A 19,122-nucleotide genomic window follows, 5' to 3' on the forward strand; every position below is an offset into this window, starting at 1 on the left:
GGATTATCGCACCGTTCGTTTAAAAAGTACTTACATTAGAAGAAAATGAGAAGTAATGCTCCCACTGTGAAACAATAATATGTAAAATAAGATAGCTTCCCACTTTTCATTATTCCCATAAACCACTTCAAGGCAATATAGGTCATGAAAAGTGTTGCTATAAATGCAGCTAAATACGGTATGGCTAAGTCTGCTTTATTGGGTTCGCTTAGAAAATCAGAAAGACCTAGAATCACTCCGCCGAGGCTCACGGGAATATACAACATAAATGAAAATCGAAGTGCCGTATCTGGTTTCATTCCAACAGCAACTGCTGAAATAATGGTTGCACCTGAACGACTGATACCTGGTGTTAATGCGACAGCCTGCCCCAATCCCACAATGAAAGCATCCTTGATTGTAAGATCACTTTCGCCTTTATTACCTTTCATATTGCGAATTAACCACAAGGCAATTCCTGTGACGAAAAGCATCAACGCAATCGTTGTCATGCTCACATTTTCTGCAATAAAGTCACTTAATAATATCCCAAGAACACCTGCTGGAATTGTGCCTATGACGATAAAGAAAACAAAACGAAAGTCACTCTTATAACGAAGTTCCTTCGTCTTCAAATAACGAAATGAATGTACTGCAAGTCTTGCAATATCTTTTCGATAAATAAAAAGAATTGCAAACAGTGACGCTGTATTTGTTAAGATAGCAAAAGTAAATCCTTGTTCACCAAGCCCCAAGATTTCACTAGCAATCATGACGTGCCCACTAGATGACACCGGAATTGGTTCTGTAAAACCTTGAACGAGCCCAACAATAATCATTTTGATTATTAATATAATATCCAGTTCCCCCATTGTTACCTCCTTATAAAACGATTAATAGGTCAACGCAATTGGACCTATCCTTAAATATAGTATACTTAAATGAGAAAAACCATCGACTAATCTTACAATTTGGCGGACTAATCTAACATTTTTGTCACGTTAGTTATTGAATTGAAATTAGCCCCCTCCATTTCTCTATCAACTAATTGAATATATTTCTTTATGTAAAGTGATAGTTATATTTTTCACATTTTTGTCACATACTTTTTTATCTTCTTTTGACTTATTTTGTCGAAGGTCTTTTCTTTATGTAAAAAAATTTGCATAATAGTGTTTGTATTTGTTTTTTGAAGCGTTAAATGAATAAAGAGGTGTAAAAATTGTTACAGGAAAATACACAGTTTAATCGGGAATCTATTATTATATCAATCGTTCGAAAAAGGGATGAAATGATTCGTCTTGCTAGCTCGAATGGCCTGTTAAATAGAGAGACAATTAAATGTAGTCAAGAACTCGATAAACTATTAAATGCTTTTAATAATTATAAAAATTAATATCCACGAAGGTGTCCTACTTCTGCTAACAAATGTCATTCAATTGTGACACCACTTCTTTTCCTCAACTAGAATATAACCAAGGATCTTATTTTACTTCATCAAAAACTTCCATTTCGAAATAAAATAAAGGAAATAGTATACTTCCATGCTAATGCCATAAAATAAATTCATGCGCAATTATTGAAAATTGGAGGTATCTCCTTTGGATTTTTTTAAGAAAGGCAAGAAAAAACCCTTAACAGCTGCTGAAGTTTCTGCCCTTTGGCTTCAGTATTTAGGTGATAGTATGGCTATTTGTGTGTATAAGTATTTTCTTAACATTGTTGAAGATAAAGAGATTGAATCGATTTTAGTAACCTCATTACAGTTATCTGAGACACATATTAGTAAAATCACTGAATTTTTGAATAGTGCCGATTTCCAAATCCCAATTGGATTTACAGAGAGCGACGTAAATGTGAATGCCCCTCGTCTATTTTCTGACGAATTTTTACTTTTTTACTCCTATATTATGACGATACATGGGATGACTGCATATACCTTAGCCGTTACAAATACTGAACGACAAGACATCCAAGATTATTTTTTCGATTGTAGTAGCTCAGCTAAAGATTTGTTTCAACAAATTGTGAAACTCGCTAAAAACCAGCCAAAATTTAAAAGTGTCCCATCCATTCCTTCACCTGTTGGAACGGATTTTATAAAAACACCAGGATTCATATCTAATTTAATCGGAGACAAAAGACCATTATTTAGTTCAGAAATTAGCACCCTTTTCTTTAATTCGACGAAAACTGGCTTTATACGGTCATTAAGTTTGGCTTTTAGCCAGGTAGCGGTACGGGAAGATGTTCGGGAATTTATGTTAAAAAACGTTCAATTAGCGGGGAAAGATGCTGATAGCTTTGATGCGATATTAAAACAAGATCATTTGGCGATACCGGAGAAATGGGATGCAGAGATCACCAATTCTACAGTTAGTCCATTCTCTGACAAATTAATCATGTTTCATGCAGGTTTTTTAGTAGATGCTGGCCTGTCGTATTATGGTGCATCATTAGGTTCTAGCTTCAGACCTGATATAACCCTAAATTATAGTAGAGTATTTACCCATGCGATGCAGGCTGGTGCCTTAGTCTACAATATTATGGTGAAGCATGGGTGGCTAGAAAAACAACCTGATTCCATATGATAGAAAAGTCAGAGAGACATGTCTTAAAAACCCACAAAATAGTTAAGCAGCGCGAGAAAAGAATAAATACTTCTCGGGCCGCTTTTTCGTTTGGAATAGGAACAGTGGACAGGTCCCTCAGACTCTGGGACAAGGGACCTGTCCCCTTGACCCATTTCATGACCGGAAGCGGCTTAGGAATTGTTGAAGGCGTTCGCTTTCGGTGTTTTCTAGTACTTCTTCTGGTGTTCCTTGTTCGGAGATTACGCCGTTTTCTAAGAAAATAATTCGGTCGGCGACGTCTCGTGCGAAATCCATTTCGTGTGTGACGAGAACCATTGCCATTTCTCCTTCTTTGGCGATTTCACGGATTACTTCTAGAACTTCACCAACTAGCTCTGGATCAAGGGCTGAGGTTACTTCATCAAAAAGCATTACTTTTGGACGCATGACGAGCGCGCGTGCCATCGCTACTCGTTGTTTTTGACCACCTGAAAGCTGATTTGGATAATTTTCTAATTTATCACCTAATCCAACCTTTTCTAACATTTCGATTGAATTCCTCTTAGCTTCTTCCTTAGATTGGCCCTTCACATTAATGGGACCTGTCATACAATTTTCTAAGATGGTCATATGCGGAAACAAATTAAAGTGCTGGAATACCATCCCGATATCCCCTCTAATCTGTCTTAAGTGCTTTTCATTGGCTTTAACTAATTCACCTTTTTTCTCCATCAGCCAGAGGTTTTGACCATTCACCTCGATGACCCCTGAAGTTGGTTCCTCCAATGTCATTAATAACCGAATAATCGTCGTTTTACCAGACCCACTCGGTCCGATTAGTGCAATCTTTTCAGCTGGTGCGATATCTAAGTTAATTCCTTTTAAGACATCTACCTCATCGAAAGATTTCGTCACATTTTTATATGTTACAATCGGCTCAGCCATCGATTGCCACTCCCTTTTTTAAATTCTTAGCTCCTGTTGGATCTTTCTTATCAAATCGTCGGTTCATCTTGTTTTCTAATTTTTTGATTAAGATTGCTGATGGATAACTTAATAGCAGGAAGAAAATAGCTACTAATGTATAAGGTTCTAAATAAGCCCAATTTCTCGCACCGAATTTATCCGCCATAAGCAACATCCCAGCAACCCCAACGGTCGATGTCAAAGGGACCTCTTTGAACATGATGATTAAATAATTCCCTAGCATCGGGATAGTCGGAGGAATCGCCTGCGGAAGAATGACTTTTGTCCATCTATCCTTCACAGACATATTTAAAGCGATTGAGGCTTCCCATTGCCCTTTATCAACAGATTGAATACCAGATCGATAGATTTCAGATATATATGTACTATAGTGAACACCAAGTCCTAGCACCGCAACCGTGAATGGACTTAAGCTCACGCCAACATATGGAACCATTGGTAACCCAAAAAACAAGAAAAACAATTGCACAAGTGGCGGTGTCGAGCGAATAAATTCAAGCACAAATGACACAACCCACTGAAAAGGTTTAAATGGAATTCGTTTTAGAACAACCCAGGCAAAACCAAACACCATCGCAAAAAGATAACAAGCAATTGTTACCCCAAGGGTCACCCACAGCCCTTTAAATATCATCGGAAGTGATCCAAAAAACATATTCCAATCCCACATTATTCACTTGCCACTCCCCTCGATGATTGTTTTTCCGCCCACTTAGTTAAACCAATTAAAGGTAAGGCGATAATAAAGTAGAATACAAGAATTAGTAAGTAGACGGTAGGCGTTGAAGAAAGATTGGTATTTGTATAAAGTTGGCCTTTATACACAATATCAGCCAAGCCTACGAGTGATATAAGTGAAGTTGCCTTTAACATTTGTATCAAATAATTACCGAATTCCGGAAGCATCATCCGTACTGCTTGCGGTAAAATCACAATTCTCATCCGCTGAAACCGTGACATATTGAGAGCAACCGCTGCCTCTGTTTGTCCGTGTGAAACGGAGAGTATCGAACCACGAACGGTCTCCGACATATAGGCACCATAGTTCATTGAAATGGCAATCACACAAGCCCAAAATTCAGAACCTAATTCAATTCCAAACAAAATTGGCAGTGCATAGAAAAACCAAAACAATTGAATGATTAAAGAAGTGCCCCGGAAAATTTCGACGAAAAAACCCGTAAATTTTCGGATAAAGATATTCTTCGATAATCGACCAAATCCCGCTAAAAAAGCAACTAGAAAGGAGAAAAATGCGGATGTAACTAATATCGTAATCGTAATATTTAGACCTTGAAGTAAAATTGAGAAGATCTCACCTATTTGACTAATTGGACTCACCTCTTTTTTGATTAAACCTATAGAATTGCGTGTTATTTTATGGAATTGAGTTATAATCATCAGAATTACGTTTTATTTCACGGAATTGCGCGTTAACCCTCCGATTTGCGTTTTATTTCGCGTAATTGCGCTATAAACACAGAATTGTGTGTTATTATTCAAAATCCCGCTTTAACTATCCAAATCTTGATTTAAACCACAAAATCCACTAAAAAACAGATCCCCCATTTGGGAGACCTGTCTATCTTTTCCCAGTGTTATTTTAAACTTTCGATCACTTGCTCCGTTGTTAAATCGTTTGGAACAATGTTGCCTTCTCCAAAACCAGATGGGGTAATGAGATCAAGAATCTCTCCACTTTCTTTAAGCTTTTTCAGTTCTGCATTATACGCTTCTATGAGTTCATCGTTACCTTTGGCAAAACCAGCAGCACCATAGCTTGGTACACCTTTGATATCAGGTTGCTCAAAATCTTCCACAAATTCTAATGCATTTTGATCAGAAGATTCTAAGGCCATTTTTACCGTCATTTCTGTCCCTGTTGTCGCTTGAGCTCGACCTGATTGCACAGCAGAGAATGTGGCTGGAATGTCAGCAACCTCAAGAATTTGGTCTTCACTAACACCCATCTCTGTTAAAAACTCTATTTCAGTTGTCCCAGACATGACAGCGACAATCACATCAGGATTATTAGCAATATCCGTGTAACTATGTAGATCTAATGGATTTCCTTTTTCAACAATTAAACCTTCACCATATTGAATTTCTGGTTCTCCAAATTGCACTTGTTCAGCACGTTCCGGTAAAATCGCCATTCCTGCTGTGATTACATCAAACTTGCCAGCTTTTACTCCTGGAATGAGTTGATTCCACTCTGCAATTTGACCTTCTACATTTTCAATTCCCAAATTGTTAAAGACCTTTGTAGCAATCTCAACGGCTGCTCCTTTTAATTCGCCCGTTTTAGCATCTTGATAGGCATATGGTGGTTCATTTGAAAAACCAATTCTAACGGTTCCTTTTTCTTTCAGCTCATCTAGTAAACTTGAAGAATCACTACTAGACTTTCCTCCGTCAGATGACCCACCTGCTTCCTGACCTGATCCACAAGCTGTCATGATTCCCATGACGAGTACTAAAAATAATATTAATAGTCGTTTTTTCATGTACCTAAATACCCCCTGAGTTTTTTATTCTAGAAAAGATTGTATTTGGTAATACTTTTTTCAAAAAAGATTTTTGAAACGAAAGTACCACGAACAATGTTGTCATATAAAATTGTATATCTTTTTTGAATAATTGCTCAAATGCCATATTTTTGGATAATTCGGGATATATTGGGATTATACATGTTATGGCCTGCTGACTAGTTGATTATGTAAACATGCTCCTTTAGATTCATAAATGGTATCAAATGCTCCAAAATTGATAACCAGTGGGACAGATGACGTGTACTAGCCTCTATCAATTAGTAGAAAAGGTAATGACTCTCCTATTCTTGTAGAAATTTGATACCACTCTAAAAATTTTACTTGAAAGTTTTTATGTTCTATCGTAATATTGTTTAAGTAAAACGAAATCATTACGATTTATCTAAATCAAAGAGACTAAAAAATGCGCCAAGTACATGAACATTAAATTTTTTTGGTTACATAATCGGAATGATTACGATATACACTTTACATATACCGAGTAAATCGGAATGATTATGATTGAGAGGGAAATTGATGAAAATTAAACACATCATTGCATTTTTCGTTTTATTGGCAACCACATTGTTATTTGGGTGTGTTTCAGAAAACAAAACGAGTACATCTGAAGCTAAGAACACCCCTACACCTTCTGACCGTCTAAAAATCTATACTACAGTTTTTCCATTACAGGATTTCACAGAAAAAATTGGTGGTGAACATGTAGAAGTTGTAAGTGTGTTCCCTACAGGTGCTGACGCTCACACATTCGAACCTACTACCAAAACAATGGTAGGGATTGCGGAAGCAGATGCTCTTATTTATGTGGGTGCAGGAGTAGAAGGCTTCATTGATGCAGCCATTAAAACATTGCAAAATGAAAAGGTGCAGCTGGTGAAGGCTACAGGAGATATGGAACTTGCGAGTGCACAGGGAGAACACGAAGAACATCTTGATGAGGACATAACTAAAACTGAACAAGACCCCCATCAATCTGACTCGAATATCAAGGAAAGCCACAGCCATGATGAACACGAGGGGCAAGTTGATAGTGAATCAGGTACGGAAGATCACCATCATCATGGGGACGTTGATCCACATGTTTGGTTAGATCCTCTTTTAGCTGTAGAGTTGGCTGAACATATTCTACATACTCTTGAGGAATTAAAACCAGAGGCTAAAAAAGACTTTGAAAAAAACTTTGATGAACTAGTTAAAAACTTGCATGCATTAGATCAAGAATTCATGGATGTTGTGAACGAGTCTTCTAGAAAAGAGATAGTAGTATCTCATGCAGCTTACGGATATTGGGAATCTAGGTATGGTATTAAACAAATAAGTGTTTCTGGATTATCACCCACAAATGAGCCTACTCAAAAGGATTTAACACATATTATCAACCTAGCAAAAGAACATAACATCAAGTTTGTATTGTTTGAGCAAAATCTCACTTCAAAAGTTTCTGAAATGGTAAAAAAAGAAATCAACGCAGAAGCTCTAACTCTTCATAACCTGGAATCAGCTACAGAAGAGGATATTAAAAACAGTGCTGATTATTTTAGCATTATGAGACAAAATCTTGAAACATTGAAAAAAGCTTTACATTAATCAAAAATAGCATAGGTCCTTTGGGACTTATGCTATTTAAACCTACTTATCATCCCTTTTTTTGATAAACCATTTCCATATCCCCAACGATATATATAAAGTAATAAACATAGAAATCCAACTCCAGTACCATCTCCAATTTACATATTCAATGTTATCTGTGTATCTTTCAATTATCACTTCTATACCTGTTAATAAAGAAACGATTATACTAGTAAATAAAAGTCCCATTAATTTCGATTTTCGTGGATAATATAAATTATACATAGCACCAACGATTGGAAACGCAAAGTACTCAAATGTAAAACTTGTACGAGCGGCATCATCAAAAAGGCGAACTGGATAACTGATCAAATTAAACTCGGATACAAGAAAGCCTAATGGCCATGTGATCATTTGCATAATAAGAAAGCCTAAAATGGCTAAGCGAAACTTTGAAACTGGCACTAAAAAACAAAATAATAAGATTCCTATTATCCATGAAGATAAAAGAATAATTATTTCTAGCATGTATACCTCACCCTTTTTCTAGAGCAAGATCATTAAAGGTGTACATATACTAGGTGTTTTTGCTCAAATAATCTCAATCTTCTTTATATTCTAAGATTCATATTAGCTATACTTTTAGTGCTTGTCTATAGAAATTAGGCAAAATTACTATATAAAATATAACTTTTTTACTATATTCATATAAAAAGGGAATATATGGGACTTCACTCCTGATTTATGTAAAAAAGAAAAGCATTACCGTTGTTCCAGTAATGCCCTTTAAGTATTTGACTATCTCTACTACTATATGACCCTTAGTTCTTTTATAGGGGGAAATTTTTATAGATGGACTATAATCATGCTTTTTCTATAACTGTAATGAATCCTCGTTTCACTTCACTTTTAACAAAATTAAGCTTTCGATCTAATTTGATAATAGCCACATAAGGTTCATCCAATCTAGACTGATAGCGAAGATCATACCAATGTACCTCATACCCATCCATTTTTTCGATAATGTTGGCATGAACGTACTCGGAATGTTTTCTTAAAAAATGAACAAAGGTATCTTTATGTGTTGCAGAGATAATTTTATTTTTTTTATTCGCCTTCACTAGATCTTTTGACCAAGTAATACGATTATTTTCATATTTTCCAAGCTTATAGCGATCATTAAAACTGGCAATAATCCCCCAGTGATTGATGCGGAACATTGGGATTAGCGTATAGGATACGCCGGAACTACTATAGGATAGCAGTTGTTTTTTCAACTTTTGTTGTATGACGTAACGGAGCAAAATATAGAACAACACAAGAATATAAACAGATAAAAACATAATTCCAGGTGGTAATCCAATGATCCATAAAACCGTACCAAGTATATGAAGGAGCATAATAAAAGGATCAAAGATAGGTAGAATATTTAACGCAATCCATTTGTTATTCCATGGTCGTAAGGCTTGTGTTCCATAAATATTACAGATATCGGATAATACATGTAGTAGGACGGCTAAAAAGGACCAAAACAAGAAGGTGGAAAAGTACAATCCTCCATTAGCAATCGTGGCAACACCTGCAATACCAAGGATCAGAAAACCTTGTGCAGGGATCGAATGACTATAGCCTCGATGCTTTTGAACATAGATCTCATTCCCTCTAAATTTATGAATGACATCTACGTCAGGAGCATTCGATCCTACAACCGTACAAAAAACGATAGATGAGAGTATTTCTGGATGATGAGCAACGGTCGGATCAAGAAAGGACAAACCCGCTAATCCCACGCCCGTCATAATATGTGTCGCAGTATCCAAAATAGTTTCCTCCCTTTTTTATTGCTGATAGTGAAAATGTTGATAGTACTGACTGCCTCCTGTTGTGTAGCATTTTATATATAATTTTTTCTTATATTCATGAATGTGGGTTTTTGTCTCTTGATAGATGTCTCTTATGACAGCATTGGGGTGGCTTTCAAATTGGATTTGTTCGTTGATTGCTTCAGCAATTTGAAAATGTTCATTACTAAAATTCGTGTTTAAGAATACAAACTTTGGCATTTCCCTTGCCTCCTTAAGTTTTAGGGTATTTTTATTCCACAAATAAAAAGCCCCTTAATTTTCACTTATCTACCTCATTGTAGTAAGTGAATATTAAGGGACTGTTAAAATGGTTTGAAAGAAATATTTCATTTATATAGGATTAATGGTGCTTGTATTAAAAGTACATTAATGCCCACTTCTTATTTCTCTTATGTAATGCTTTTTCATATAGTATTATTTTGGATAGGCCATTACAGGACACATCATTGGCCAACTAGGAATGGTTTGCAGATTCCACATTGATGACTACATTTCCCCTCTTGTGACCTTCCTCAACATATTGATGAGCTTCAACAATCTCATCGAACTCATAAGTCCGATCAATAACGACTTTTACCTCCCCTTTCTCAACAAGTTCTTTAAGGAAGTGTAATGCTTCTGAAGTTTCTGGTGAATTTCGACTCATTATAAACTTCTTACCTCTTGTCAATTTCTCCCATAGCATTTGAACACTTGGTAGCGGTTCGGTCACATTAATATAGGTACCGCCCTTCTTTAACACTTTCATACAATCTGAAAAAGAGCTCTTGTTTACTGCTTCAAAAATCACATCATACATCTCGTCGGTTTTAGTAAAATCTTCTGATGTATAATCAATCACCTTATCGGCCCCTAGAGATTTTACCAGTTCCACATTTTTTTTACTGCAAACACCTGTCACATATGCTCCAAAATACTTGGCAATCTGAACGGCATAACTACCTACACTTCCTGAGGCACCATAGATTAGAACCCTTTCTCCGGTCTGAATTTGAGCTTTTCTAAGAAAAAACAATGCCGTTCGAGCTCCTATTGGAAGGGCTGCAGCCTCTGCATACGTTATGTTAGTAGGCATAATCGATACCGGTCCCTCTTCTGGTAAGCACTTGTATTCTGCATAAGTACCAAATCCCGTTAGAGATGCTGCAAAAACCTGGTCACCTTTCTTAAACCTTTTAACCGCTTTTCCAACTGAATCAACTTCTCCAGCTAACTCTGTCCCTAATATCTTTTTTTTGGGATGTCTAATTCCTAGTGATATACGAGCAGGTAGCCAAAATGTAGGAGGAACTGTAAAACTACGTGACCTTATATCTGCTACTGTTACGGTCGTTGCTTTTACTTTTACCAAAATTTCATTTTCTTTCGGCACAGGTTTTTCTACCTCTTTTAGTTGAAGAACTTCCGGGGAACCGTAATTTTTGTATACAATTGCTTTCATTCATCCACCTCAAATTTGTAAGATTCCTTATTATCATACGAATATTACAAATTTATAGACCAATAGATCTACGACACTATTCCTAGACTTCTATAGATTCGTTTTGATGGTTTACGGATTTAGCACCTTTACCCCTGCTTCTACATAAGAATCCATGATTTCTTTTGGAACCATGCTGCCTCCTGTTCCCCATGATATATGAACGGCATCCTTCATTTTTACTGTTAAGTTATGTTGATTGATATAAAGTCTGCCTTGTGGTTCAGCAAATAATCGAGCTGGGCCAGCAATTCCTGCAAGTGCAGACGGTTCTAAGTAGATATTTTCTGTTTGAGCCAACATACTAAGATAAGCAAATAACTGGTTGTCTTCCACCGTATAGACCCCACTAATTAACTGCTCCAATGTTTGGCCAACAAAGCCCGATGGCCTACCAACAGCTAAGCCATCCGCAGCCGTTTTGTTATCAATCCCAAAATCTTGGACTGAAATCTTATCATGCTGCTCGGTTAATAAGCCAAGTAACATACAAGGGGAATGCGTCGGTTCGGCAAAAAAACAGTGGACATGATTTTTGAAGAGTAGCTTTAGACCAAAAGCCACACCTCCTGGCCCGCCACCAACTCCACAAGGAAGGTACACAAACAATGGATGATTTTCATCGATGGTAATATTCATCCCCTCAAGTTGTTTTTGCAATCTGGATGCTGCGACGGCATACCCTAAGAATAAATTGGTCGAATTTTCATCATCAATAAAATAGCTATTCGGATCTTCCTGAGATTGTTTTCTACCCTGTTCAACTGCAACACTATAGTCCAATTCGTGTTCGACTACGGTTACACCCTTACTCCGGAGCAGGTCTTTTTTCCATTGCTTTGCATCGACTGACATATGAACCGTTACGTTAAATCCTAGCTTAGCACTCATAATTCCAATACTTAACCCTAAATTCCCGGTAGAACCCACAACAATCGAATACTTGGAGAAGAAATGTCTGAATGCATTACTGTCGAGTTTGCTATAATCATCTTCCGTTGATAATAGCTTATTTTGAATGGCTAAATCTTCTGCATGCGTTAACACCTCATAAATACCGCCTCTTGCTTTAATCGACCCAGAAATCGGTAGATGACTATCACATTTTAAAAACAATTTCCCCTCTATCATTTCAGTAGATAACTTCTCAAGTGAGCGCTGCATAGTAGGAATTTCTTTTAGGGGCGATTCGATTATTCCATTCATTTCCCTTGTTTCTGGAAAAGCACTTGCAAGATAAGGTGAAAACCTCATGAGCCTTTCCTCCGCATCATGGACATCCTCGATTCCTAAAGAAACACGTTGAATAGCTCTTTCAAAATCTATGTACTTCGGATTGTTCCAAAAAACCTCCTCAGTTAACATGAGTTTTTCTAGTAATGGATAGTTCTGTATCCATTCGTCTATTGTTTTGCCTAAAATCGTATCCATCTCAGCACCCCTTTGATAATAGTGTCTATATATGTATAGAGTAACAGAATGTATTTACTTTACTAATCTATTTTTAGTAAAAATGTACCTTTACCTATATAAATAGGCCTGGCCCAAGAGGTGTAATCTTACTCCATGGGAACCAGGCCTAACTCAAAATAGATGGCATCATATTGAATCCGATATTTACAACTTACCAAACTCAATAAGACATCTAGCCACTTCATCTGTAATGAGTTCGATTAGTTCTTTACCCCGCTCCGCAAATGCAGAATCAGGATCATCGGTAAATCCATCGATGTCCTTCCAAACAGAAGGTTTTTCGATCCTCACATTAGAAGAGAGTAAATCGATTTCCAAAGGATTGCGCCTTGGATTTGCATTTACTAGTTTCGCTAATTTAACCAATTCGGGATAAATGACTAACATTAGCGATGTTTCAAATTGCCCAGCATGACCTGGTGCAGGTGATAAGTGATGTTTCTCACAATAGTTTTTAATAGTGTCCGAGGCGATTGACCAGTAAGATGCTGCCCCCACCGTTACATTATAATCCACTGCGGCATTTCGGGCGGCTAGTTGAATAATTTCATCATTACCACCATGACCGTTAATGATAAACATCTTCTTAAAGCCACTTTTTACTACACTTTCAAGAAGTTCTTTTAATACGAGTAACAACGTATTAGAACTTAAAGAGAGAGTACCAGGGTATATAAGATGATGATGGGAAAAACCAAATGGAATAGTTGGTCCAAGTACTACCGGTTCTTGTTTTGCTGTTTTTTCTCCACTTTTTCTTGCAATCTCATTTACAATCGCTACGTCCGTCATGACTGGAAGATGAGGTCCATGCTGTTCAACCGCTCCAATAGGCAGAATGACAATCGCTTCTTCCGCTATTTTATTGAAATCATCTCTCGTCATTTCATTCCATTTATACAAGTTTACACCCCCATATAGACAATTTTCTTTCGTACCTTACTTAAAGAGTTTAACCGCCGCTCCCGCTAATACGGCAACTCCGTTTTCTAGAGCGTTAAGATTAAATGTCATATTTGGATGATGTAATCCTGGTTCTAAGTCTGTCCCGAGTCCAACCAACGTAGCTTGCAATTCATTTTTCTCTTTTGTGTAAAAATGAAAGTCTTCTCCACCAGGAGTTATAGGAGGAGAAACAAAAGCCGCATCCCCTAGCTGTTCGACAACTGCCTCTTTTACAACCTGTTCCATATAGGAATTAGGATTAGCAGCTACCATACTCGCAGCAATTTGAACGTCTACCTCTGAACCGTTTGCAGACCCTGCTGATGTTATAGCTTTTATGACTCTTGGTACCAATTCTTTCATTGCTTCATTTGTCTGTGCTCTAACATCGATTCCAAAAGTAGCTTCGTCAGGAATAATATTTACATTATCCCCTCCCGCGTTAATTTGTGTAACCTTTACAGAACTTGCTATCGTTGGGTCAACTTTAACTGCGTTTACTGCATTCACAATCGCTGCAATAGAGTCCACTACATTTATGCCCATATTCGGCCTAGAACCATGAGCTTGAACCCCCTTAACAGTACCTCTTAATAGAGTTGTCGCTCCATGATAAATCGCAGCTGAAACCTGTCCATAGGACATTTCAATCTTTGGTCGGACATGGATGCCTAGCAAATAGCTGACATCGTCTACTACACCATCCTCTACTAAGGCAACTGCTCCTTTACCAGACTCTTCTGCAGGTTGAAAAATGACCTTTAGTTTCCCTTTGGGAGAAAAACCTATTTCCTTTAAGCAGCGCAAAGCATGTAACACCATGGTCATATGGGCATCGTGACCACATGAGTGATTAGCTTTCCAGTCACCGTTCACATTCTGCCATAATGCATCCATGTCGGCTCGTAAAGCAACAGTTGGTCCTTCATCACTACCCCATTCCACTACAATGGCTGTGTGATCGGGAAACGTTTGATAATAAAACCCCAGTTGTTCAATTTGATTTGTTAAATATTCTTTTGTCTTATATTCCTTCCAACTTATTTCTGCAAGCTGATGTAAATCGTTGTATGTTTTTACGATTAGTTCCTTGTTCTCAACTATCCATTCCTTAATTGTAGACATAAATGAAATCCTTCTCCTACTCTCACTAGCTATGAATTTGATTCAAGACCTTTCCAATACTTGTAAAATATCATTTTTCAAGGACATAATAGTGTACTGGGTCTTCACTCCGTAAAACTCCGACTACCTTATATCCATTAAAAAAAGCAATTGTAAATAAGTTTCGAGTTTTTACTCTCCATTTTTTTACAATATCAAAGTTCTCATTCTTAATCGTTTGTATTTCTTTAGGAATTGCTACTAAGAATCCTTTGTGGTTACTAAGAGGCTGTACATTTTCTGGGATTGGTTGATTATCCTCTAACCTCCAATGAAGTAGTGACGGATAGTTCTCCCAACCGTAATCAAAAATAGAATCTCCACTTGCTGCAATCTCTGCGCGTTGAGAAGCTAGTTCCCATTCAATAAGGAACCGGTCTGATGGTAATCCTCGATTCAATTTATCTTCAAGATTTCCATAATAGTCAGGAATATAGGTATTTACATATCCACCAAGCTTACAAATATTTAAATAACCATTACGAATTTCAAGGGGATCAAAGGTCCAGGTCATTTTCTTATAACCATTCTTAATCGCCCATTGACGTTGAATAAGCTTTAATTCTTTCCCAATTCCATGATTCCGATGTTCCTGATCAATCGCCATCATATGCGAGCAAAGATGAGTTTGTTTCGTATTGTTGTCATAGCCTGCAAAACCATAACAGAAGCCAACTATTTTCTGATTATCGATACTTTTGGCTACAACTACAACGCCCCCATTGTGAATGGCAGCAACCATTTGTGGCAAAGAGGTGACTGTATCGTCACCCCATACCATTTTTTGTAGATGAATGGTTTCTTGTAATTCCCTAATATCTTCCGTTACTTCACACCTGAACTTTGCTCTCATTGGTTTGCTCCCGACGAATAACTTGACCAGCGGTTGTTCCAATATATTGACCATTACTTACAGTTAGTTTTCCATTTACGATAACGTGCAAAATGCCTTCTGGTTCCTCTAGAGGGCTTGAATACGTTGCTTTATCAATGACCGTTTTGGGATCAAATATAACGACATCAGCTGCATATCCTTCTCTTAATAAGCCTCGATCTCTCAATCTTAATAATTGAGCTGGAGCTCCTGTCATTTTACGAATCGCTTGCTCTAATGAAAGTGCTCCCTTTTCACGTACGAATTTTCCAAGAACTCTTGGATATGTACCATATAATCTTGGATGTGGCTTTCCTCCAAAGATACCGTCTGATCCTACAATTTGTAGGGGATGCTGCATGCCGTAAATAACATCCTCTTCGTCACCCCAGTGAATAACCATGGTAACCCCTGCATTTTCTTCTATCAAAATGTCCATCGCAGCATCAGTAGGGTGAACTCCTCGAAGTTCTGCAATCTCCCCCATATTCTTTCCTTCTAAATTACGGTTTTTATCGGTCGTTACAGAGGTTATTGTTATGTTTTCCCAACCACACGTTAATGACCAATTCTCAAAATCATCTCTAGTAGCTAGATCTTTTTTGACTTTTTCTCGAACACTTGGATCCTTTAATCTTTCAAGCATTTCAGCTGTACCCCCAGAGTGCATCCATGGTGGAAGTACCGCATGGAATACTGTCGAACCAGCTGTATACGGATATTGGTCAAACGTAATTTCAATTCCCTCTTTACGTCCCTCATCCATTTTCTCTAAGGCTTTGACAAACTTATCACGATTAATTTTCCCCGCAACCTTAAAATGAGACACATGTAGACGAACTCCAGACTGCCTTGCTACATCAATCACTTCGTCCAGAGCTTCTAAGGACTGATTACTTTCGTTACGAATATGCACGACAAAGCAACCATCAAATTTAGCAGCACCTTTGCAAATTTCTATAAGTTCCTCTTTATTGGAGAAAACGTTTGGAGGATATACTAAGCCAGAAGAAAGCCCCACAGCACCTTGGCGCATCCCCTCTTCGACTAGTAATCTCATTTTCTCCATTTCTTCTTTTGTAGATACTCTTCCGTCAAATCCCATTACAAGCGTTCTTACTGCACCATGCGGAACTAAATATGTAGCATTACCTGCAATAGTTGAGTTATCTAAAAACTCAAGGTATTCTTCAATTGTATTCCATGGCCAATCACCAATATCTCCGTTTAGTCCCTTTAACTGCTTCTGCCATAAGGGTTTGGTCTCTTCTGATACTGGTGCTACTGAAATTCCATCTTGACCAAACAGTTCCGTTGTCACACCTTGCAAAACTTTAATCTTATGAATCTCTGGTTTTGTACAAAGCAAATCAGAATGTACATGTGTATCAATAAAACCAGGAGAAACCGCTAGTCCTTTAGCGTCAATTTCAGTCTCTGCCTTTTCTTGACTCAAATCACCAATTCTAGTAATCTTTCCGTCTACAATTCCAAGATCCATCTTTGTCCACGGGTTTTCAGTTCCATCAAAAATTTGACCGTTACGGATTATAATATCAAACATGTAAATTCCTCCTTAGATTTTTCAAATATGCAACTTTCATGTGCATATTAATGATTATTTATGTGTGAGCTTTGAATAAAAGCTTTTGCTTTCAATAACAAAGCTTTTTAACACTTCTTCATTAATGTTGTAACCAATACCCGGCGTTGATGGTACAACTAGCATTCCAGGAGCAGACAATTTAACTTCCGGTTCTACGATATCTACCTCCCAATAACGGTCTGATGCAGATGTGTCACCAGGAATTGTGAAGTTAGTAAGAGAGGTTAAAGCAATATTGTGAGCACGGCCAATACCTGCTTCTAACATTCCACCACACCATACAGGTATCCCCTTATCGGCGCATAGGTCATGCACTTTCTTTGCTTCAGTTAATCCACCGACCCTACCTGTTTTAATATTAATTATTTTACAGCTTCCTAGTTCAATTGCTTTTCTTGCATCTTCAACTGAGTGAATGCTTTCATCAAGACATATTGGAGTGCTAATTTCCCTTTGTAACAAAGAATGATCAATGATATCATCATGAGCTAGTGGCTGCTCAATCATCATCAAATTAAACTCGTCTAAGGCTTTAATAATTTCAATATCTTCTAATGTATAAGCAGAGTTTGCATCTGCCATTAATGGAACATCGTCCCCAAATTTTTCCCGAATAGCTCTGATGACCTCAACATCAAATCCAGGTTTAATTTTAATTTTAATTTTCTTATATCCTTCTGATATAAATCTTTCAACCTTGCTTAATACTTCTTCAATAGAGGGCTCAATTCCAATACTGACACCTACATCAATTTCTTGCTTATTGCCACCTAAGGCTTCGGCAAGTGTGATGCCCTTTTGCTTTGCAAAAAGATCCCAGACTGCTCCCTCAATTGCTGCTTTTGCCATGTTGTTCCGACGAATAGGATGAAATAAAGTAGATACATCCTCTGGCGTATTGATCTCATTGTCTAACAACTGTGGAATCAAGAATTCCTCAAGCATATATGACACAGTTCCAGTCGTTTCCTCGTTATAAACTGGAAATGGCAGTGAAACACTTTCTCCATAACCAGTAAACCCATCACCATGAACACTAACAACCATAAAGTCTTTAAAAGTAAGACGTCCAAAGCTTGTTTCGAACGGAGCTTTAAGAGGCATATTTAGCCTTTTTAAATCAACTTTTTCAATTTTCATAGAATCTCCCCAATACATTTTGATAGTAATGTCATACATCTTGAGAGAAGTCTTGACGAGCATTTTCATACTTAAAAAAATGTTCCTGAACTTCCTTTTCACCAGAAGATGCCACGCCCGTAACTAATACGTTTAACAATGAAAATATAGTTGGCATCCCAGATAATCCAATTGGTTTAGGAGCTTTCACCGTAAATAACAAATCAGCATATTCACTTATAGGGGCTAATTCATGGTCTGTTATTACCAGAATTGTTGCTCCTCTTTTCTTTGAAGCACGAACAAAAGAAATAGTTTCTTGAACATAACGAGGAAAAGTGATAGCGACTACTACACTTTCCTCATTTAATTCCGATAGAAGATAATTTGAATCATCCATATTACCTCTATAGAGATGCGTCTCTCCTCTTACAATATTTAAGCTAAAGGCCAGCCAACTGGCCGGCGCATGGGAGCTTCTTAATCCAATAACAAATCTTTTTTTGGCTTTTACAAGAGTATTCACCGCATTCTGATATTTGTCTTTATTTATACTCCCCAGAGTTTCCTCAATATGTTTTATATCTTGTTCCATAACAATGGCTAAGAGATTTCCCTCTCTGCTTAAAGCATCTGTATCCTCTCGATATTTTACAATTGGATCCTTAACTTCATCCTCTAGAAGAGATTTTTGAACTTCTTTTTGAAGCTGACTATACCCTTTATAACCGACCTTATAGCAAAAACGTATTACAGTAGTTTCGCTCGTATTTGTAAGTTCGCCCACTTCTTTGGCAGTAGACAAAGCGACATGACGTGGGTGATTAATGATATACTCTGCTACAAGTTTCTGGCCATTTGATAATGACTTATAATGTGTACGTATTAAATTATTTATGGCTTCCATCATCATTCATTCTCTTTCTATTAAGAAAT

The 19,122-nt window shown here is 37.3% G+C and carries 19 protein-coding genes; 3 read left to right on the forward strand and 16 right to left on the reverse strand.

Annotation, left to right across the window (positions count from 1 at the left end):
• Window positions 1–35: 35 nt before the first annotated feature.
• Window positions 36–851: an undecaprenyl-diphosphate phosphatase gene (locus ACFSFW_RS11070; protein ID WP_388038120.1), complete on the reverse strand. Its 816-nt coding sequence runs from the start codon at window positions 849–851 to the stop codon at window positions 36–38.
• Window positions 852–1,201: 350 nt separating this feature from the next.
• On the opposite strand from ACFSFW_RS11070, the gene ACFSFW_RS11075 reads away from it, so the two are divergent.
• On the forward strand, window positions 1,202–1,375 hold the full coding sequence (locus tag ACFSFW_RS11075; RefSeq protein WP_142354043.1) for an aspartyl-phosphate phosphatase Spo0E family protein: 174 nt from the start codon (window positions 1,202–1,204) through the stop codon (window positions 1,373–1,375).
• Window positions 1,376–1,580: 205 nt separating this feature from the next.
• Window positions 1,581–2,570 (forward strand): DUF3231 family protein, encoded by a 990-nt coding sequence (locus ACFSFW_RS11080; RefSeq protein ID WP_304216956.1) that lies wholly within the window; start codon window positions 1,581–1,583, stop codon window positions 2,568–2,570.
• A 156-nt stretch (window positions 2,571–2,726) separates the two neighbouring features.
• Here ACFSFW_RS11080 and ehuA read toward each other — a convergent pair whose 3' ends face one another.
• The 4 genes from ehuA to ehuB all read right to left on the reverse strand — a co-directional run bounded on the left by ehuA (window position 2,727) and on the right by ehuB (window position 6,046).
• Window positions 2,727–3,497: an ectoine/hydroxyectoine ABC transporter ATP-binding protein EhuA gene (ehuA, locus tag ACFSFW_RS11085; protein ID WP_388038124.1), complete on the reverse strand. Its 771-nt coding sequence runs from the start codon at window positions 3,495–3,497 to the stop codon at window positions 2,727–2,729.
• Window positions 3,490–4,194, reverse strand: coding sequence for an ectoine/hydroxyectoine ABC transporter permease subunit EhuD (gene ehuD / locus ACFSFW_RS11090; RefSeq protein WP_388038126.1), 705 nt, complete (start codon window positions 4,192–4,194; stop codon window positions 3,490–3,492). The genes ehuA and ehuD overlap by 8 nt, the downstream gene beginning before the upstream one ends.
• A 14-nt stretch (window positions 4,195–4,208) precedes the next feature.
• Window positions 4,209–4,871, reverse strand: a complete 663-nt coding sequence (locus tag ACFSFW_RS11095; RefSeq protein ID WP_388038189.1) for an amino acid ABC transporter permease — start codon at window positions 4,869–4,871, stop codon at window positions 4,209–4,211.
• Window positions 4,872–5,137: 266 nt separating this feature from the next.
• Entirely contained in the window at window positions 5,138–6,046 is a 909-nt protein-coding gene (gene ehuB / locus ACFSFW_RS11100; RefSeq protein WP_388038129.1) for an ectoine/hydroxyectoine ABC transporter substrate-binding protein EhuB, read from the reverse strand.
• A 561-nt stretch (window positions 6,047–6,607) separates the two neighbouring features.
• On the opposite strand from ehuB, the gene ACFSFW_RS11105 reads away from it, so the two are divergent.
• Window positions 6,608–7,678, forward strand: coding sequence for a metal ABC transporter solute-binding protein, Zn/Mn family (locus tag ACFSFW_RS11105; protein WP_388038132.1), 1,071 nt, complete (start codon window positions 6,608–6,610; stop codon window positions 7,676–7,678).
• A gap of 42 nt (window positions 7,679–7,720) precedes the next feature.
• On the opposite strand, the gene ACFSFW_RS11110 is transcribed toward ACFSFW_RS11105, so the two are convergent.
• From ACFSFW_RS11110 to ACFSFW_RS11160, 11 genes are all read right to left on the reverse strand, one after another.
• Window positions 7,721–8,188 (reverse strand): CBO0543 family protein, encoded by a 468-nt coding sequence (locus ACFSFW_RS11110; RefSeq protein ID WP_388038134.1) that lies wholly within the window; start codon window positions 8,186–8,188, stop codon window positions 7,721–7,723.
• A 335-nt stretch (window positions 8,189–8,523) separates the two neighbouring features.
• Window positions 8,524–9,480, reverse strand: coding sequence for a metal-dependent hydrolase (locus ACFSFW_RS11115; protein ID WP_388038136.1), 957 nt, complete (start codon window positions 9,478–9,480; stop codon window positions 8,524–8,526).
• Between the two features lie 18 nt (window positions 9,481–9,498).
• Window positions 9,499–9,723 carry a hypothetical protein gene (locus ACFSFW_RS11120; RefSeq protein ID WP_388038139.1) on the reverse strand — a complete coding sequence of 75 codons (225 nt, stop codon included), beginning with the start codon at window positions 9,721–9,723 and terminating at the stop codon, window positions 9,499–9,501.
• Between the two features lie 256 nt (window positions 9,724–9,979).
• Window positions 9,980–10,966: an NAD(P)-dependent alcohol dehydrogenase gene (locus ACFSFW_RS11125; RefSeq protein WP_388038141.1), complete on the reverse strand. Its 987-nt coding sequence runs from the start codon at window positions 10,964–10,966 to the stop codon at window positions 9,980–9,982.
• 111 nt (window positions 10,967–11,077) lie between these two features.
• Window positions 11,078–12,436 (reverse strand): D-serine ammonia-lyase, encoded by a 1,359-nt coding sequence (gene dsdA, locus ACFSFW_RS11130; protein ID WP_388038143.1) that lies wholly within the window; start codon window positions 12,434–12,436, stop codon window positions 11,078–11,080.
• A gap of 186 nt (window positions 12,437–12,622) precedes the next feature.
• Complete coding sequence (locus ACFSFW_RS11135) at window positions 12,623–13,381, reverse strand: creatininase family protein (protein WP_304216936.1); 759 nt, start codon at window positions 13,379–13,381, stop codon at window positions 12,623–12,625.
• A 36-nt stretch (window positions 13,382–13,417) separates the two neighbouring features.
• Entirely contained in the window at window positions 13,418–14,548 is a 1,131-nt protein-coding gene (locus ACFSFW_RS11140) for a M20 peptidase aminoacylase family protein (protein WP_388038146.1), read from the reverse strand.
• Between the two features lie 70 nt (window positions 14,549–14,618).
• Entirely contained in the window at window positions 14,619–15,440 is an 822-nt protein-coding gene (locus ACFSFW_RS11145; RefSeq protein ID WP_388038149.1) for a GNAT family N-acetyltransferase, read from the reverse strand.
• Window positions 15,418–17,025, reverse strand: a complete 1,608-nt coding sequence (locus ACFSFW_RS11150) for an N-acyl-D-amino-acid deacylase family protein (RefSeq protein ID WP_304216930.1) — start codon at window positions 17,023–17,025, stop codon at window positions 15,418–15,420. The genes ACFSFW_RS11145 and ACFSFW_RS11150 overlap by 23 nt, the downstream gene beginning before the upstream one ends.
• 54 nt (window positions 17,026–17,079) lie before the next feature.
• The gene (menC, locus tag ACFSFW_RS11155; RefSeq protein ID WP_304216928.1) at window positions 17,080–18,207 is read right to left on the reverse strand and encodes an o-succinylbenzoate synthase; all 1,128 of its coding nucleotides are present in this window, start codon (window positions 18,205–18,207) and stop codon (window positions 17,080–17,082) included.
• A gap of 31 nt (window positions 18,208–18,238) precedes the next feature.
• On the reverse strand, window positions 18,239–19,096 hold the full coding sequence (locus ACFSFW_RS11160) for a MurR/RpiR family transcriptional regulator (RefSeq protein WP_388038153.1): 858 nt from the start codon (window positions 19,094–19,096) through the stop codon (window positions 18,239–18,241).
• Window positions 19,097–19,122 lie beyond the last annotated feature (26 nt).

Origin of the sequence: Ferdinandcohnia salidurans, assembly GCF_042680725.1 — a bacterium.
GTDB lineage: Bacteria > Bacillota > Bacilli > Bacillales > Bacillaceae_L > Ferdinandcohnia > Ferdinandcohnia salidurans.